The following is a 16,223-nucleotide window of genomic DNA, read 5'->3' as shown; positions in this document are numbered from 1 at the left end:
GCTTTTGCACCTATCTCCTGAGGTTGTCTTGATGAAGATTTCACGCGGTTTTGCCCTTTCCTGCCTGTTGACCGTGGCCGCCAGCCCGGTGTTTGCCGCAGGCTTCAGCCTTGGCGATGCGGCCAACGCCATCTCCGGGATGCAGGGTGGCAACAACAAAGCCGCCGCCGCTGCTCCAACATCGGAGACGGCCGACCTGCTGACAGCCTTGACCTCTCAACTCAATATCACCCCGGAGCAAGCCGTCGGCGGCACGGGCGCGATGCTGGGCCTGGCGAAGAACAAGCTGAGCAGCAATGACTTTTCCCAGCTGGGCGATAGCGTGCCGGGCCTCGATAAACTGTCGGGTAACAATGCCCTGGGCAGCCTGGGTGCCTTGAGCGGGATGCTCGGCCAGGCCGGCGGCAGCAAGACCAGCGGCCTGGACGGCCTGCTGGGCAACGTGAAAAACACCAATGACTTGAACACCGCGTTCAGCGCCCTGGGCATGGACAGCGGCATGATCGGTCAGTTTGCCCCGGTGATCCTGCAATACCTGGGCGGGCAGGGCGCCGATAGCTCGGTGCTGGGCAAGCTGGCCCAGGCCTGGGGCACCGGCAGCTAAGACTGCTGCGCGCGCAGCTGCTCGATGCGCGCATCCTTCTCCCGCCAGAGCTGGTTGACCCAGTTCTGGACGGTCAGGCGAAACGCCGGATCGTTCTCGTAGTCCCCCTGCCACAACGCCGCGTCCAATTCACGGGTGCGGATATCCACGATCACCTTCGGCACCGCGCCGCTGATCAAATCCCAGAACCCTGGAATCTTTGGCTGTGGATAGACCACGGTCACGTCGAGGACGGCATCCAACTGCTCGCCCAGCGCCGCGAGCACGAAGGCCACGCCGCCCGCCTTCGGTTTGAGCAGTCGGTTAAACGGCGAGTCCTGCTGCTTGCGTTTAGCCTCGCTGAACCGCGTGCCTTCCAGGTAGTTGACCACCGTCACCGGCTGGCGCTTGAACAGCTCGCAGGCCTCTTTGGTGATCTTCAGGTCCTGCCCGGCCAGCTCCGGGTGCTTGGCCAGGTACGCTTTGGTGTAGCGCTTCATGAACGGATAATCCAGCGCCCACCAGGCCAGGCCAAGGAAGGGCACCCAGATCAGCTCTTTTTTCAGGAAGAATTTGAAGAACGGTGTGCGTCGGTTCAGCGCCTGGATCAGCGCTGGAATATCCACCCAGGACTGGTGGTTGCTGATGACCAGGTAAGAGGTGTCGCCCCGCAGGTCTTCACCGCCGCGAATATCCCACTGGGTGGGAATGCACACCGCGAAGATCAGCTTGTCGATCTCGGCCCAGGTCTCGGCGATCCACATCACCGCCGATGACGCGTAGTCGCGCGAGCGGCCCGGTGCCACCAGCTTGAGCAGGGCAAACACCAGCAAGGGGCCGATCAAAATCAGCGTGTTGAGTAACAGCAGCAGTGTGACCAAACAGCCGGTGAGCAGGCGGCGCATAAGCAACTCTTGAAATTCTGTGGGCGGGCAATGATAAGCAAGGTGAGTCTAGAGGCCAAATCGCAAATGGCTGTACGAATGTTTCACAACGTGCCGGTTATGCTCGGTGATCCAACTAAGTGCCGTGCGTGCGGTCTAGAATCCGTCCACTTCTTTCGAGGAAATCATGCCGTGAAATTGCTCCTTGGCGCGTTCGCCCTAGTTTTTCCCGTTATCACCGCCTTGCCCGTGATGGCCGCCGAACCGACCCTCTACGGTCGCTACGAATACATTCAACTGCCGGAAATCGGCCAGACCTTCAAGGCCAAGATGGACACCGGCGCGTTGACCGCCTCGCTGTCGGCCCGCGATATCGAAACCTTCACCCGTGATGGCGACGACTGGGTGCGCTTCCGCCTCGGCGGCAAGGACGCCGACAACAAAGTCTACGAGCACAAGGTCTCGCGCATCAGCAAGATCAAGAGCCGCGCCGACGAAGATGACGACAAGGACGAAGCCAGTGTGGCCAAGCGCCCGGTGATCGACCTGGAGATGTGCCTGGGTGACGTCAAGCGTACCGTCGAGGTCAACCTTACCGACCGCAGCAGCTTCAATTACCCGCTGCTGATCGGCGCCAAGGCCTTGCGTGAATTCGGTGCAGCAGTAAACCCGGCCCGTCGTTACACTGCCGACAAACCGGACTGCTGACGGACCCACATGCCGCATATCCTGATTGTCGAAGACGAAGCGGCGATTGCCGACACGCTGATCTTCGCCCTGCAAGGCGAGGGCTTTAGCACCACCTGGCTGAGCCTGGGCCAGGCGGCGCTGGAGCATCAGCGCCAAACCCCCGCCGATTTGATCATCCTCGACATCGGCCTGCCCGACATCAGCGGTTTTGAAACCTGCAAGCGACTGCGCCGGTTCAGCGAAGTGCCGGTGATGTTCCTCAGCGCGCGCGATGGCGAGATCGACCGGGTGGTGGGGCTGGAAATCGGCGCCGACGATTACGTGGTCAAGCCCTTCAGCCCGCGTGAAGTGGCGGCCAGGGTGCGGGCGATTCTCAAGCGGGTCGGCCCGAATGCGGCGCCTGCGGTGTTCCAGGTCGACCTGGAACGCATGCAGATCCACTATCGCAGCCAGGCACTGAGCCTGACGCGTCACGAATTCCGCCTGCTGCAAAGCCTGCTGGAGCAACCCGAGCGTGTGTTCAGCCGCGAGCAACTGTTGGACGCGGTAGGCGTACCCGCCGACGCCGGCTATGAGCGCAATATCGACAGCCATATCAAAAGCCTGCGCAGCAAGTTGCGCAGCGTGGCCGCCGATGCCGAACCGATCCAGACGCATCGCGGCCTGGGTTACAGCTACAGCCCGAGCCATAGCTGATGCGCCTGGGGCTGCGGATTTTCCTGGTTTACGCGCTGTTTATCGGCCTGACCGGTTACTTTGTGCTCAACACAGTGATGAAGGAAATCCGCCCCGGCGTACGCCAGTCCACCGAAGAAACCCTGGTGGACACCGCCAACCTGCTCGCCGAAATCCTGCGCACCGATGTGAAGAACGGCACCCTCGGCCAGAGCCACTGGCCGCAGGTGCTCAAGGCGTATGGCAATCGTCAGCCGGGTGCGGTCATCTGGGGCCTGCCGAAGAACCAGGTCAACCACCGCATCTATGTCACCGACGCCAAGGGCACGGTATTGCTCGACTCCACGGGCGAGGCGGTGGGCCAGGACTATTCCAGGTGGAACGACGTGTACCTGACCCTGCGCGGTGAGTACGGCGCGCGCTCAACCCGCAACGAAGCGGATGACCCAACCTCGTCGGTGATGCACGTGGGCGCGCCGATTCGCGACGACGGCCGGATTATCGGCGTGGTAACCGTGGCCAAGCCCAATAGCTCGTTACAGCCCTACGTCGACCGCACCGAGCGGCGCCTGCTGTGGTATGGCGCCGGGCTGGTGACTCTGGGCCTGCTGCTGGGCGCACTGTTGTCTTGGTGGCTGAGCGTCGCCCTGAAACGCTTGACCGCCTATGCCGAGGCCGTCAGCGAAGGGCGTCGGGCCGAGTTGCCCCATTACCGTGGCGGCGAGCTCAAGCAGCTGTCCACCGCTGTCGAACACATGCGCACGCAGCTGGAGGGCAAAGCCTATGTCGAACACTACGTGCACACCCTGACCCACGAACTGAAAAGCCCACTGGCGGCCATTCGCGGCGCGGCGGAGTTGCTGCAGGGCGACATGACCCGCGAACAGCAGCAGCGTTTTGTCGGCAATATCGACAGCGAAAGCGCGCGCCTGCAGCAGCTGATCGAGCGGTTGTTGAACCTGGCACAGGTGGAGCAACGCCAGGGGTTGGAAGAACAATCGAGTATCGCGCTGGCCGACTTGGTCGATGACGTACTCAAGGCGCAATGTGCGCGGATCGAAAGCGCCGGCCTGCAGGTCGAGCAAAGTATCGGCGCCGATGTGAGGGTGTTTGGCGAACCGTTCCTGCTGCGCCAGGCCTTGGGCAACCTGCTGGATAACGCCCTGGATTTCACCCCGCCCGGAGGCGAACTGCGGTTCAGTGCGCAGGTGCGGCACAACGACGTTCGGGTGAGCCTGTTCAACCAGGCCGCGCCGATTCCGGATTACGCCTTGCCGCGCCTGAGCGAGCGTTTCTATTCCCTGCCGCGTCCGGCCAGCGGGCGCAAAAGCACCGGCCTGGGCCTTAACTTTGTCGAAGAAGTGATGAAGCTGCACGGCGGCGCGCTGCAGATCGGCAACGTACCGGGTGGTGTGGAGGTGGTGCTGCATCTCCACACAATCTCCACACTGCCCACATAAATCCCCCGCACAGGCTGCCCAGACTCTCCTTATCAAAACAGGGAGAGTCCCATGAACCGCAGCCTGCTTTTCAAACTTGGCGCGATTGCGCTGCTGATCCTGCTGTTGCTGATTCCGTTGCTGATGATCAACGGCATCATCAGCGACCGCCAGCAACTGCGCGACGGCGTATTGATGGACATCGCCCGCAGTTCCAGCTTCGCGCAGCGCCTCACCGGCCCGGTGATGGTGGTGCCTTATCGCAAGACGGTGCGCGAATGGAAACTCAATGAAAAACTCAACAAACGCTACGAAGAAACCCGTGAGGAGCGCGGCCGTCTGTATTTCCTGCCGGAGCGCTTTGAACTCGACGGCCAGGTGCAGACGGAGCTGCGCGCACGGGGCATCTACCAGGCGCGGTTGTTTCATGCCGCCAACCGCATCAGTGGGCGTTTCCAACTGCCTGCACAACTGGGCATCACGGAAAACTTCGCCGACTACCGTTTTGAACCGGCGTTTCTGGCGATGGGCATCAGCGATATTCGCGGCATCGAAAATGCGCTGACGCTGGAGCTGGGCGATCAGCGCCTGGAATTTGCGCCGGGCTCCCTGGTGGACTGGCTGGGAGAGGGCGTGCATGTGCTGCTGCCCGACCAGGACAGCCGGAAACCCGCCACCGTGGATTTCGCCTTTGACCTGCGCCTGCAGGGCACCGAACAACTGCAGGTGGTGCCCGTGGGCAAGACCAGTCAGGTATCACTTGCTTCCAACTGGCCGCACCCAAGCTTTATCGGCAACTTCCTGCCGGCGCAGCGGGAAGTCACCGACAAGGGCTTTACCGCCCACTGGCAAACCTCGTTCTTCGCAACCAACCTCGAGCAGGCCCTGCAAACCTGCCTGGACCGCCAGGGCTGTGATGACTTCAATAACCGCAGCTTCGGCGTGAACTTCATCGACCCGGTGGACCAGTACCTCAAGAGCGAGCGCGCGATCAAATACGCGTTGCTGTTCATCGCGCTGACCTTTGCCGGCTTCTTCCTGTTCGAAGTGCTCAAGAACTTGGCGGTGCACCCCATCCAGTACGCCTTGGTGGGCTTTGCATTGGCGTTCTTCTACCTGCTGCTGTTGTCGCTGTCCGAGCATCTGGGGTTTGCCCTGGCGTACCTGATATCGGCCAGCGCCTGCGTGCTGTTGATCGGCTTCTACGTGTGCCATGTGCTGCGCAGCGTAGTCCACGGCCTGGGCTTTTCGGTGGGCTTGGCGGCGTTGTATGGGTTGTTGTACGGGCTGCTGAGTGCCGAGGATTACGCGTTGCTGATGGGCTCGTTGTTGCTGTTCGGCCTGCTGGGCACGGTGATGGTGCTCACGCGCAGGCTGGATTGGTATGGCGTGGGCAAGCGCAAGACGGCAGAGCCGTTGCAGTTCGATCTGGAGGCGGTGCAATGATCGGGTTGCGCGAGGACCAGCAAATGAAGGCCAGGATGATCGACTTCCTCAATCACACCGCCGCTCAATGTGGGAGGGGGCTTGCCCCCGATAGCGGTGGTTCAGAGAAAAATGAGCGCAATGACACACCGCAATCGGGGGCAAGCCCCCTCCCACATTGGGTCCGTGTGAACATCACGCGGGCGGTTGGGTCTGCTGCATCGAAGGCCGCTGGCTGACCTCGGCGTACCAGGCGGCAAGCCTTGGGTTATCCACGCGCCATTGCAGGTCGGGATGGCGGAAGTCGAGGTAGCCCAAGGCACAGGCCACGCTGATCGCGGCGATGTCGAAATGGCTGGGCAGTTCGGCAATCGCCTCGGCTTCCAGCTCGGCCAGTGCGCGCCGCATTTTGTTGCGCTGCTCGTCCAGCCATTGATCCCAATGTTTCTCCACCGGGCGCATCGCGGTCTCGTAGCGCACCAGCACGGCGGCATCCATGATTCCGTCGGCCATCGAGGCCAGGGTCAGGCGGCGCCAGCGGGCCGAGCCGTCGCGGGGGATCAGCGGGTTGCCGCCGTGCTGGTGGTCGACGTAATCGAGGATCACCCGGCTGTCATGCAGCACTGAACCGTCGGCCAGGCGAAGGGCCGGGATCTTGCCGACCGGGTTGCCTTGCACCACATGCGCGTCCGGGCTGACGGGGGTCGGCATACAGGCATGCAGGGCCACACGGTCCTGCTGGCCGGTCTCGATCAGCAGCACGCGGACTTTGCGCACGAACGGCGACGCGGGGTTGTGGAACAAGGTCATGCTGGGGGCGGACATGGGCATTCCTCGAAATGGGATGTGGCTAGCCTAGAGGCTTGCGCCGTGGCTGGCGAGGGGGATTTTTGGTGGTTTTGAAGGCCTCATCGGGAGCAAGCCCCCTCCCACATTTAACGGCATTCACAATTCAAGTGTGGGAGGGGGCTTGCCCCCGATGAGGCCATCAGCCGCGCCGCTTGAACAACGCCCATGCACCAATGCCAGCAGGAACGCCCAACCCGACCCAACTCAACACATCCCACCCCCCATCCCCCAGCAACGCCGCAAACAACCCGGTGGCGCTGAGCAGGCCAATCCCCAGCGGAATGCCAAACACTTTCCAGAAACTCGACTGCCGGGGCTTCATGCCTTGCCCGCCTTGCGCCGTACGATCCACAGGTAAATGCCGCTAACCAGCACGATGATGGTCAGCACATCCAGCGCCGCCCAGAGGATCTTCATCGGCATGCCGCCGTAGTCACCGAAGTGCAACGGCTGGGACATGCCCATGGCGTCCATGTACCAGGGCCGTGCGGCGATGGCGGTCACGGCCAGGGTGCTGGCGTCGATCAATACCGGGGTGAGCAGATGGGAGGTGAGGTGCGTGCTGCCCTTCATGAACACGGCGTAGTGATGTTCGCTGGAAAAGCGCGTGCCGGGGAAGGCGATGAAGTCCGCTTGCATGCCGGGGGCGGCGTTGGCGGCAATGCTCAGCAGCTCAGTGGCCGGTGCGCGCTGGGTCAGCGGCGGGGCATTTTTATAAGGTTCGATCATGGCGCTGAGGGCGTCCTCGCGCCAGGCGGCGATGATCAGGTCGGCGCAGGCGCTGATCACACCGGTCACGCCCACCACCAGTGCCCACGTCAGGGTGACCACGCCGATCAGGTTGTGCAGGTCGAGCCAGCGCAGGCGAGTGGACTTGTTTTGGCGCACGGTGGCGAACTTCAAGCGGCGCATGAACGGCAGGTACAGCACCGTGCCCGAGACAATCGCCAGCACGAACAGAACCCCCATGAACGCCAGCAACAGCTTGCCTGGCAGCCCGGCGAACATGTCCACATGCAGGCGCAGCAGGAACAGGGTGAGCCCACCATTGGCGGAGGGCATTTCCACCGCTTCGCCGGTACGCGCATCCAGCATGAAGGTGTGGGACGAATTCGGCTCGGTGCCGGCCGTGGCAGCCATGATCGCGATCACACCGTTCTGGTCGTCCTCATCCCACGCCAGGTACTGCATGGCCTCGCCGGGTCGATGGGCCTGGGCCTTGGCCACCAGCTGCTCCAGGTTGAGTTGCGGCGTCTCGGCGGGCATCTGCTTGAGCTGCGGCTCGTTGCCCAGCAGATGGTCGATCTCGTGGTGAAACACCAGCGGCAAGCCGGTTAGGGCGAGCAGCAGCAGGAATACGGTGCAGATCAGGCTGGTCCAGGTGTGGATGAAGGACCAGCGGCGGATGGTTTTGCTTTTCATGTTCTAGCCTTCAGACACACCAAAGCCGCCCCTGTGGGGCGGCCCGGTTGTTAACTCAGCCGATTACCATTGGTAGGTGGCACTGGCGACGACGCTGCGTTGGTCGCCGAAGTAGCAGTAGGAACCGTCACAGGTGGAAATGTAATCCTTGTTGAACAGGTTGGTCGCGTTCACTTTTACCGACGCGCCCTTGAGGCTGTTGTCCAGGCGGCCGAGGTCGTAGTGCACGGCGCCGTCGAATACGGTGTAGGCGTTGGCTTTGCCGGACCAGGTATTGGCCTGGTCGCCATAGGTATTGCCGGTGTAGCGGGCGCCAAAACCGATGCCGAACCCATCCAGTGCGCCGGTATGCCAGGTGTAGTCGGTCCACAGGGAGGCTTGCTGGTTTGGCATCAGTTGCAGGCGGTTGCCTTTGTATTGGCCTTTTTGTACTTCGGACTTGGCCAGGGTGTAGGCCGCGATAACCTTGAGGTTTTCGGTCACGTCAGAGATGGCTTCCAACTCTAGGCCCTTAACCTTTACCTCGCCGGTCTGGTCGGTTACCGAGGCGCCGCCGGACTGGAAGCTGGTGACTTGCACGTTTTTCTGGGTCAGGTCATAGACCGCAGCACTAAGCAAGGTGTTGGAGCCCGGTGGCTGGTATTTGATCCCCAGTTCCCACTGTTTGCCTTCCGTCGGTTTAAACGACTGAAGGGGGTCCACGCTGGCGTTGCTTGCGGGCTGGAATGACTCGGCGTACGAGAGGTAAGGCACTAAACCCGAGTCAAACACATAGCTCAATGCTGCATTGCCACTGAAGTTCTTGCTGCGGTCGGTGTTGGTCGCATCGTTCTTGTTGAAGTACGTGGTGCCTTGATGCACCCAGTCTTCACGACCGCCCAGGGTCAGGCGCCAGTTGTCCAGGGCCATCTGGTCCTGCACGTAAAGGCCGGTCTGCACGGTTTTCTGGTTGTAGTCGTAGAACGCCGTGGAGCGCGCCGGGCGCACGATCGGCTGGCCGTAGACCGGGTTGAAGATGTTCGTGGTGCCGCCGTCGCCAAAAATCGCCAAGTACGAGGTATCGGTACGTTGATGGTCCAGACCGAGCAGAACGGTGTGGTTGACAGCGCCGGTTGAGAAGTCCGCCTGGAAGTTGTTATCGACGGCGAACTGGCTGATGTCCTCGTCCACGTTGGTCGACGAGCGGGTGATGTCGCCATTGGCGTCGGCCGGTGAGAAGGCAAACGAACCCACCGTCAGTTGCTGAAACGCCAACTCGGATTTGGTGTAGCGCAGGTTCTGCTTGAACTGCCAGGTGTCATTGAAGCGGTGCTCGAACGCGTAGCCCAGTGCGTAATAGGTGCGGTCGTAGAAATCGTAATCGGGGTCACCGAGGTTCTTGTGGTGGGAAACCTCGCCCAGCGGCGATTTGATCTTGGTGCCTTGGATCGGCAGGAACTGGCTGGTGGTGCCGGTATCGTCACGGGTGAACTGCGACAGGAAAGTCAGCTTGGTATCGGTGTCGATATTCCAGGTCAGGCTTGGCGCGATGTTGTAGCGCTTGTTGTCGATGTGATCGACCTGGGTACCGGCATCGCGCACCACGCCGCCAAGGCTGTAGAGAAACTGGCCTTCATCATCGATCTTGCCAGTGCTTTCGAAATTGATCTGGCGGTAGTTGTCACTGCCGTATTGCACCTGGATGGCGTGGCTCGATTCTGCGCTGGGACGGCGGCTGACCATGTCCAGCAGGCCGCCCGGCGGAGTCTGGCCGTAGACCGACGAGGCAGGCCCGCGCAGCAGGGCGAGGCGGTCCAGGTTCCAGGTTTCGGCTTTCGGGTTGGCGTACACGCCACGGGACAGTGGCAGGCCGTCGAGGAACTGGGTGGGTTCGAAACCGCGTACGCGCATCCAGTCATAACGGGTGTCGCTGCCGTAGCTGGCGGAGACGATGCCGGGCATGTATTTGACGGCGTCGTCGAGGTTCTGCACGTTGCGATCCTGCATTTGCTCGCGGGTGGCCACGGAGATAGAGCGCGGCGCTTCGACCAGGGCCGTATCGGTCTTCGTGCCGGCGGCGGTGCGTTTCGCCAGGTAACCTTCCACCGGCCCCCACGCGCTCTCATAACTGCCCTGACCAATAATGCTCGTCTCCGGCAGCGCCACGACACCGTCTGCAATCGCCACCAACGTAAACGTCCCGGCGCTGCTCTGCTCCAACTGCAACCCCGTGCCCCGCAACGCTTCACGCAACGCACCCTGGGCGTCGAACTGGCCCTTGACCGGGGCCGAGGTCTTGCCGGCGGCGAGGGCCGGGTTGAGGGTGAGGGCGAGGCCGGCCTGGCTGGCGATCTGGTTCAGGGTGGAGGCCAGTGGGGCGGGCGCCAGGTTGTAGGCGCGCACGCTGGTGGCCTGTTCGGCAGCGATCAGCGGGGTGCTGACCAGCGGGGCACCGAGGGCAATCGCCACGGCTAACAGGCTGGGGCGCAATAAAGTGTCTAGCGTGCGGGACATGGGCGGCTCCTGAATGGAAATATTTCTCAATTGCCTAGGTGCCGGACGAGAATCGGAAAGTGATAGGGCGGGGGTGAAAATATTTTTTGGGTGGTGTTCCTTCAGGGCCTCATCGGGAGCAAGCCCCCTCCCACACTTTGATTTGTAAATACATTCAAAATGTGGGAGGGGGCTTGCTCCCGATAGCGTTCGCCCAGGCACTGCAAAACCCTAAGGCTTACCCTTGACGGTCACCCACCACGGCGTGTGCTGCTCGATCTGCACCGGCAATGTGGGCAATAGCGCATTGAGCGCCAGGGCGGTGTCGTGCAGTGGGAAGCTGCCGGTGATGCGCAGGTCGGCCACGTTGTCATCCACCCCCAGATGGCCGGTGCGATACCGGCCGAGTTCCGCCACCACGTCGCCCAGGCGGGCGTTGTCGACGACCAGCATGCCGCGGGTCCAGGCGTCGGTGGCCGGGGGCACGGCAAGCAAAGGGCCAAGGCCATCGCTGCGCATCAGCACTTGCTGGCCTTGCTTGAACACCTGCTCCTGATGCAGCGCCTGGGGCTGGGCGGCCACCGCCGATTGCAGCACGCTCAGGCGTGTGGCGTGGTCTTCGCGCCTGACGATAAACCGCGTCCCCAACGCCCGCAGGTTGCCGTCGCGGGTTTGGACAGAGAACGGGCGCGCATCGTTGTGGCCGGTCTCGACGAAAATTTCGCCTTCCTGCAACACAATCAAACGGTGCTTATCGTCGAAACGCACGTCAATTGCGCTGTGGGTATTGAGCGTGATTCGGGTGCCGTCAGCCAGCGTGAGTGTGCGCTGCTCGCCGGTGGCGGTACGTTGATCGGCCAGCCAATAGTGGATCGGCACGTACCGTTCACCGGCAAACAACGCCAGCCCAACTACCAGCGCAATGCTCGCCAGGCCACGGCCCAGCTTGCGCATACGCTGGCGAACGCTTTCGCGCGACTGCAACAACGCGGCCCGCGCAGGGCCGCAGGCTACGCTGAAACGCTGGTCGAGCATGCCCAGTTGGCGCCAGGCGCGGGCGTGTTCTTCATCGCTGGCCAGCCATTTGGCGAATTCTTCCTGTTCCACCTCGCTGCCATCGCCTGCGTCGAGGGACAGTTGCCAGGCAATCGCGGCGTCCAGCACGCGGGCCGATACCGGCTTGGAGCTGATCAGCGTCACGTCGGCTCGCCATACAGCGCGATGTAGCACTGGCGAATGCCCTGGGCCAGGTACTGGCGCACACGCGGCACCGACACACCCAGGCGCTGGGCGATTTCTGCATGGGCCATGCCGTCGAGGCGGTTATAGAGGAACGCGGCGCGAGCTTTGCTCGACAGCGTGCCGAGCAGGCGGTCGATGGCTTTGAGGTCTTCAAGGATCAGGTGCTGTTCTTCGGGCGAAGGGTGTTCGCTTTCCGGGATCAGCATCAATTCGGTGAGGTAGGCCTGTTCCAGGGCAGCGCGGCGGAAATAGTCGAACAGCAGGCCCTTGGCTATCGCTACCAGAAAGGCGCGCGGCTCGCGGGGAGCGCGCAGCCCGTCTCGGCCCAGCAGGCGCATGAAGGTGTCCTGGCTGAGGTCTTCGGCGCGGCTCGGGCAGGCTACGTTGCGCCGCAGCCAGGCCAGCAGCCAGCCACGATGGTCGCGATACAACGCGCCAACAAGCTCACTGTGTGGGGGCTGGACCGACGACAAGGCATCACCGAATAAAGTTTAAACTAACGAGAATTATTCGCGATTGTGTCAGAGGCGTGGGATGGGCGCAATTGGCGTCTGTCGGGAGATCGTTCCCACGCTCTGCGTGGGAATGCCGCCCTGGACGCTCCGCGTCCCCTAGAACGACGGCGTGGGAATGCCGCCCGGACGCTCCGCGTCCACTAGAAAGACGGAGCTTGTTTACGCCGCTTCCACTGGGACAAGCGCTCTTGCAGCGCCTGGGGCGTGTCGATGTGTTGCTGGCGCGCACGGCTGAACAGAATCAGCATCAGCTCCGCCGTAGCCAGTGCATCGGCGCTGGCGTGATGGCGCTCGCCCACCTGCAATTTGAAATGGCTGATCCAGTCATCCAGCCCGGCTTCGCGGATGTTCGCTTCAGGGCATAACAGCGGGGCGATATCGGCCACATCGAGAAACGGGTGGGTCAGGCGATAACTCAGGCTGTCCATCAGCGCCCGGCCCAGCATGTGTTGATCGAACGGCGCATGGAAGGCCAGCAGCGGGCTGTCGCCAACGAACGCCATGAAGTCCAGCAGCGCGTCCACCGGGTCGCTGCCGGCCGCGATGGCGCTGGGGCCGAGGCCGTGGATCAACACGCTGGGGCTGAGTTTGGTGGCGGTGCGTTGCAGGGTGCGTTCGAACATCTGCGAGAAATCCACCGCACCGTCCTCGATCACCACGGCGCCGATGGACAGCACCTGGTCACGGTTGAGGTTCAGGCCGCTGGTTTCCAGGTCGACCACCACCCAGCGCTGGCTGCGCAATGTGCCATGGCCCAGCGCCGAGGGCCCGCGCAACTCGGCCAGGCGCTGCTGCTGCGCCGCGTCGAGCCTGGGTTTTTTCGCGCGCAGCCAACTGAACAGGCTCACAGTTGATAGCGCAAGGTCAGGCTGCTTTGCAGGCGCTGGGCCTGACGCAGGGATTCGCGCAGGATGCGGCGGTCCAGATGGTTGAGGCTGTCCGGATCGACGCGGTTGGAATACGGCTGGTTTTCCCGCGTCTGCACCTGGTGCTGCTGCATGCGGGTTTGTTGGATGAAGTGATAGGCCTCTTCATACGCGGCGCCGTCCAGTGGCTCGATCACGCCTTTGGCGACCAACTGGCGCAGCCGCTCCAGGGTGTTGTTGGCATGCACACCGTGGGCCAGGGCCAGCAGGCGCGCACCGTCCACAAACGGCGTGAGGCCCTGCACCTTGAGATCAAGGGTGGCCTTTTCACCGCTTTTGCGCGTCAGCACGAACTCGCGAAAGCGCCCCACGGGTGGGCGTTGGCGCAAGGCATTCTCGGCCAGCATGCGCTGGAACAGTCGGTTATCCGCCACCTGATCCAGAATGCCCTGGCGCAGTTGCTCGCAGCCCTGCTCGTCGCCCCACACCACCCGCAAGTCGAAATAGATGCTCGACCCCAGCAGATTCTCCGGCGTCGCTTCGCGGATGAAGGCGCCAAACCGCCGCGCCCACTCGGCCCGCGACAGGCACAGCTCCGGGTTGCCGGCCATGATATTGCCCTTGCACAGGCTGAAGCCGCACAGCGCCAGGCTCTGGTTGATCTGTTGCGCCAGGGGCAGCAGGCGCTCGCGAATGTCGGCGGCCTCCACGGCGTCTTTGGCCTCGAACAAGATGCCGTTGTCCTGGTCGGTGTACAGCGTCTGTTCGCGGCGGCCTTCGCTGCCAAAACACAGCCAACTGAAGGGCACGCCGGGGTCGCCTCTTTCCGCCAGGGTCAGCTCGATGACACGGCACACGGTGTGATCGTTCAGCAAGGTAATGATGTGAGTGATCTGGGTCGACGAAGCGCCGTGGGCCAGCATGCGCTCGACCAGTTGGCCGATTTCGCCGCGGATCGCCACCAGCTGTTCCACCCGGGACGCGTTGCGGATGGTCCGCGCCAGGTGCACCAGGTCGACGCGCTGCAGGGAAAACAGATCGCGCTCCGAAACCACGCCACATAGGCGCCGGTCCTGCACCAGGCATACATGGGCGATATGCCGCTCGGTCATGGCGATCGCCGCGTCGAACGCGCTGTGGTCCGGGGACAAGAAAAACGGCGCCTGAGTCATATGGCCGGCGATGCCTTGACTGAAATCACCGGTACCGTCGGCCACCACCTGACGCAGGTCACGCAAGGTGAAGATGCCCAGCGGCGCCTTGTGCTCATCGACAATCACAATGCTGCCGACCTGCTGTTCGTGCATCAGCCTCACCGCTTCGCGCAGCGCGGTGTCCGGGCTGCAGGTGACGGGATGGCGCATGGCCAGTTCACCCAGGCGAGTGTTCAAGGAGTATTGGGTGCCAAGGGTTTCCACGGCTTTTTGCTGCACCTGCTGGTTGACCTGGTCAAGCAGGCTGCTGACACCGCGCAGGGCGAAATCCCGAAACGGGCTGGACAGGGCGAACAGCTTGATGAACGCCATCTTGTTCAGTTGCAGGCAGAAGGTGTCTTCGGCGGCTTTGTGCTCGGTGCGGGTGGCGCGTTCGCCGAGCAAGGCGGCGAGGGGGAAGCACTCGCCGGTGGTGATTTCGAACGTGGTATCTGCCGAGTCCGGGCGCTCGCCGACCACGCGGCCCTGCTTGACGATATAAAAATGCTCGACCGGCCCGCCCGACGGTTTGAGGATGCTGTCGCCGGGGCCATAGAAGCGCAGTTGGCACTGTTCCACCAGAAACGCCAGGTGCGCCTGCTCCATCTGATTGAATGGAGGGAAGCGTTGCAGGAATTGCAAAGTGCCATGGATGTTCTGCAACACGGCGGTTTTACCCGCCTGCGTGAAAGCATCAGCTTTACTCATAACAGTGACCGCAGTTTTTTTGTCGTTATCGTGCTGCATGGTCGACTGCCGCACGGCGGGTGCCCATTGGACGTAAGTCTAGGTTGGTGAAACCCACGCAAAACTAAGGAAAAACCTTACATGACTATCGTCCAAAACCCGTAGAACACCCACTAGGCAAACTTTCCGACGAAGTGCACATTGTTCGCCCTCCCGCAGATGTCTGACGAGTGTGCTGCGAGATTGATGAGAATTGCTGAGAACTGTATGTCCGACCACGATATTTTGAGTGATGCCGAGCGCGAGGCGCTGAGCGCCGTGATGCTGGAGCCCGATTTACCGCCCCAACGTGTATTGATCGTGGACGACGACAAGGATGCGCGTGAATTGCTGGCGGAAATCCTCGGGCTGAACGGCATTCGCTGCATGACGGCTGACGGTGGTGAGGAAGCATGGAAATTGTTGAATTCCACCAGCTCCATCGGTTTGCTGATCACCGACCTGCGCATGGCACCGAGCAACGGTTTGGAATTGATCCGAAAAGTGCGCGAGTCGACCCGCGCGGCGTTGCCGATCATCATCATGTCGGGGGACGCCGAAGCGCCGGATGTGATCGATGCCATGCACTTGAGCGTGGTGGATTTCTTGCTCAAACCGATTGATAGCGTGAAGTTGGCGAAGATGGTCAAACGCGAGTTGGGGATGGCGCAGTAGGCGTGGTATTTACCGTCGGTCGGGACTGTCAGATTTCACAGTATCGGCGTTTTGAGGGGGGTTGTTTAATCGTTTGGAGGGTGCTGGTTCGGCATCGGTACCCAATCAAGCGACGAGCAGGAGTTCATCATGAGTAATGACGAAAAACACAGTTCTAATATTAAAGTCGTTGTAGATGGTGAAGATAATAGGTTTAGGCCGGATAGTTTTTCTGGCGGCCCTGCCGGGTTCAGGATGGACGCGAGTTTGGATTCTACGTTTCTGGAACTTGATTACGGTGCTTACGTGACTGAAACCCAAACATTACCGCATACGAAAATCAAGGTGAAAGCTAATAGTCCTTCTGGACAAGAGTTTGGCCATGTAGTTGCAGGTACTCTCCGTGTGGTAGTTCTAGGTAATACGTATACAGGTACGTTTAACGACGTAAAAGTTGACGGAACGGGCGCCGGGGAAGGCTCTACGCTCGTGCTCTCGGGCGATTACGTCATTGTGCGTGCTTAAACTTTGAGAAGCCGCCATATAAAAAGCCCCGGCCATATAGCCGGGGCTTTTATATTTCAGTAG

16 protein-coding genes are annotated in these 16,223 nt (G+C 61.6%); 7 read left to right on the top strand and 9 right to left on the bottom strand.

All coding sequences use genetic code 11. The features are described 5' to 3' along the window. Nucleotides 1–31 precede the first annotated feature (31 nt). Nucleotides 32–604, top strand: a complete 573-nt coding sequence (locus C4J86_RS24350) for a DUF2780 domain-containing protein (protein ID WP_124364702.1) — start codon at nt 32–34, stop codon at nt 602–604. Here the strand turns inward: C4J86_RS24350 and C4J86_RS24345 are convergent. Further along, complete coding sequence (locus C4J86_RS24345) at nt 601–1,488, bottom strand: acyltransferase (RefSeq protein WP_124364701.1); 888 nt, start codon at nt 1,486–1,488, stop codon at nt 601–603. The two genes, C4J86_RS24350 and C4J86_RS24345, sit on opposite strands and share 4 nt — an antisense overlap. A gap of 171 nt (nt 1,489–1,659) precedes the next feature. On the opposite strand from C4J86_RS24345, the gene C4J86_RS24340 reads away from it, so the two are divergent. The 4 genes from C4J86_RS24340 to creD are packed head-to-tail and all read left to right on the top strand — an operon-like array spanning nt 1,660 to nt 5,717. Next, nucleotides 1,660–2,175: an ATP-dependent zinc protease gene (locus C4J86_RS24340; RefSeq protein WP_372238155.1), complete on the top strand. Its 516-nt coding sequence runs from the start codon at nt 1,660–1,662 to the stop codon at nt 2,173–2,175. 9 nt (nt 2,176–2,184) lie between these two features. Next, the gene (gene creB / locus C4J86_RS24335) at nt 2,185–2,853 is read left to right on the top strand and encodes a two-component system response regulator CreB (RefSeq protein ID WP_124372087.1); all 669 of its coding nucleotides are present in this window, start codon (nt 2,185–2,187) and stop codon (nt 2,851–2,853) included. Next, the gene (creC, locus tag C4J86_RS24330) at nt 2,853–4,292 is read left to right on the top strand and encodes a two-component system sensor histidine kinase CreC (RefSeq protein WP_124372086.1); all 1,440 of its coding nucleotides are present in this window, start codon (nt 2,853–2,855) and stop codon (nt 4,290–4,292) included. The genes creB and creC overlap by 1 nt, the downstream gene beginning before the upstream one ends. Nucleotides 4,293–4,343: 51 nt before the next feature. Continuing rightward, a complete protein-coding gene (creD, locus tag C4J86_RS24325; protein WP_124372085.1) occupies nt 4,344–5,717 on the top strand; it encodes a cell envelope integrity protein CreD in 1,374 nt (457 codons plus the stop codon). Nucleotides 5,718–5,891: 174 nt separating this feature from the next. Here the strand turns inward: creD and C4J86_RS24320 are convergent, their stop codons facing one another. The 8 genes from C4J86_RS24320 to C4J86_RS24285 all read right to left on the bottom strand — a co-directional run bounded on the left by C4J86_RS24320 (nt 5,892) and on the right by C4J86_RS24285 (nt 14,963). Beyond that, nucleotides 5,892–6,521: a glutathione S-transferase N-terminal domain-containing protein gene (locus C4J86_RS24320; RefSeq protein WP_124372084.1), complete on the bottom strand. Its 630-nt coding sequence runs from the start codon at nt 6,519–6,521 to the stop codon at nt 5,892–5,894. A 163-nt stretch (nt 6,522–6,684) separates the two neighbouring features. Further along, nucleotides 6,685–6,867, bottom strand: coding sequence for a hypothetical protein (locus tag C4J86_RS24315; RefSeq protein ID WP_124372083.1), 183 nt, complete (start codon nt 6,865–6,867; stop codon nt 6,685–6,687). After that, nucleotides 6,864–7,967, bottom strand: coding sequence for a PepSY domain-containing protein (locus tag C4J86_RS24310; protein ID WP_124372082.1), 1,104 nt, complete (start codon nt 7,965–7,967; stop codon nt 6,864–6,866). The genes C4J86_RS24315 and C4J86_RS24310 overlap by 4 nt, the downstream gene beginning before the upstream one ends. A gap of 63 nt (nt 7,968–8,030) precedes the next feature. Next, nucleotides 8,031–10,460 (bottom strand): TonB-dependent siderophore receptor, encoded by a 2,430-nt coding sequence (locus tag C4J86_RS24305; protein WP_124372081.1) that lies wholly within the window; start codon nt 10,458–10,460, stop codon nt 8,031–8,033. Between the two features lie 210 nt (nt 10,461–10,670). After that, nucleotides 10,671–11,639 (bottom strand): FecR domain-containing protein, encoded by a 969-nt coding sequence (locus tag C4J86_RS24300; protein WP_124372080.1) that lies wholly within the window; start codon nt 11,637–11,639, stop codon nt 10,671–10,673. Then, complete coding sequence (locus C4J86_RS24295) at nt 11,636–12,154, bottom strand: RNA polymerase sigma factor (protein ID WP_124364692.1); 519 nt, start codon at nt 12,152–12,154, stop codon at nt 11,636–11,638. Before C4J86_RS24295 ends, C4J86_RS24300 begins: the two co-directional genes overlap by 4 nt. Before the next feature lie 182 nt (nt 12,155–12,336). Next, nucleotides 12,337–13,044 carry a PolC-type DNA polymerase III gene (locus tag C4J86_RS24290; RefSeq protein WP_124372079.1) on the bottom strand — a complete coding sequence of 236 codons (708 nt, stop codon included), beginning with the start codon at nt 13,042–13,044 and terminating at the stop codon, nt 12,337–12,339. Then, a complete protein-coding gene (locus tag C4J86_RS24285) occupies nt 13,041–14,963 on the bottom strand; it encodes a putative nucleotidyltransferase substrate binding domain-containing protein (RefSeq protein WP_124368596.1) in 1,923 nt (640 codons plus the stop codon). Before C4J86_RS24285 ends, C4J86_RS24290 begins: the two co-directional genes overlap by 4 nt. A gap of 246 nt (nt 14,964–15,209) precedes the next feature. Between C4J86_RS24285 and C4J86_RS24280 the strand changes: the two genes are divergently transcribed. Then, a complete protein-coding gene (locus C4J86_RS24280; RefSeq protein ID WP_124372078.1) occupies nt 15,210–15,656 on the top strand; it encodes a response regulator in 447 nt (148 codons plus the stop codon). A gap of 129 nt (nt 15,657–15,785) precedes the next feature. Then, entirely contained in the window at nt 15,786–16,160 is a 375-nt protein-coding gene (locus C4J86_RS24275) for a hypothetical protein (protein WP_124372077.1), read from the top strand. The last annotated feature ends 63 nt before the right edge of the window (nt 16,161–16,223 follow it).

The sequence above is a fragment of the Pseudomonas sp. R2-7-07 genome, assembly GCF_003852355.1.
Lineage (GTDB): Bacteria > Pseudomonadota > Gammaproteobacteria > Pseudomonadales > Pseudomonadaceae > Aquipseudomonas.
Note: the sequence above shows the minus strand (reverse complement) of the source record. Positions and strands in the feature narration are given on the sequence as shown.

Bases quoted from the DNA above. Each gene is read 5' to 3' on its own strand.
- C4J86_RS24350 (WP_124364702.1), top strand. From the start codon at position 32: ATGAAGATTTCACGCGGTTTTGCCCTTTCCTGCCTGTTGACCGTGGCC.
- C4J86_RS24345 (WP_124364701.1), bottom strand. From the start codon at position 1,488: ATGCGCCGCCTGCTCACCGGCTGTTTGGTCACACTGCTGCTGTTACTC.
- creB (WP_124372087.1), top strand. From the start codon at position 2,185: ATGCCGCATATCCTGATTGTCGAAGACGAAGCGGCGATTGCCGACACG.
- creC (WP_124372086.1), top strand. From the start codon at position 2,853: ATGCGCCTGGGGCTGCGGATTTTCCTGGTTTACGCGCTGTTTATCGGC.
- creD (WP_124372085.1), top strand. From the start codon at position 4,344: ATGAACCGCAGCCTGCTTTTCAAACTTGGCGCGATTGCGCTGCTGATC.
- C4J86_RS24320 (WP_124372084.1), bottom strand. From the start codon at position 6,521: ATGTCCGCCCCCAGCATGACCTTGTTCCACAACCCCGCGTCGCCGTTC.
- C4J86_RS24315 (WP_124372083.1), bottom strand. From the start codon at position 6,867: ATGAAGCCCCGGCAGTCGAGTTTCTGGAAAGTGTTTGGCATTCCGCTG.
- C4J86_RS24310 (WP_124372082.1), bottom strand. From the start codon at position 7,967: ATGAAAAGCAAAACCATCCGCCGCTGGTCCTTCATCCACACCTGGACC.
- C4J86_RS24305 (WP_124372081.1), bottom strand. From the start codon at position 10,460: ATGTCCCGCACGCTAGACACTTTATTGCGCCCCAGCCTGTTAGCCGTG.
- C4J86_RS24285 (WP_124368596.1), bottom strand. From the start codon at position 14,963: ATGAGTAAAGCTGATGCTTTCACGCAGGCGGGTAAAACCGCCGTGTTG.
- C4J86_RS24280 (WP_124372078.1), top strand. From the start codon at position 15,210: ATGTCCGACCACGATATTTTGAGTGATGCCGAGCGCGAGGCGCTGAGC.
- C4J86_RS24275 (WP_124372077.1), top strand. From the start codon at position 15,786: ATGAGTAATGACGAAAAACACAGTTCTAATATTAAAGTCGTTGTAGAT.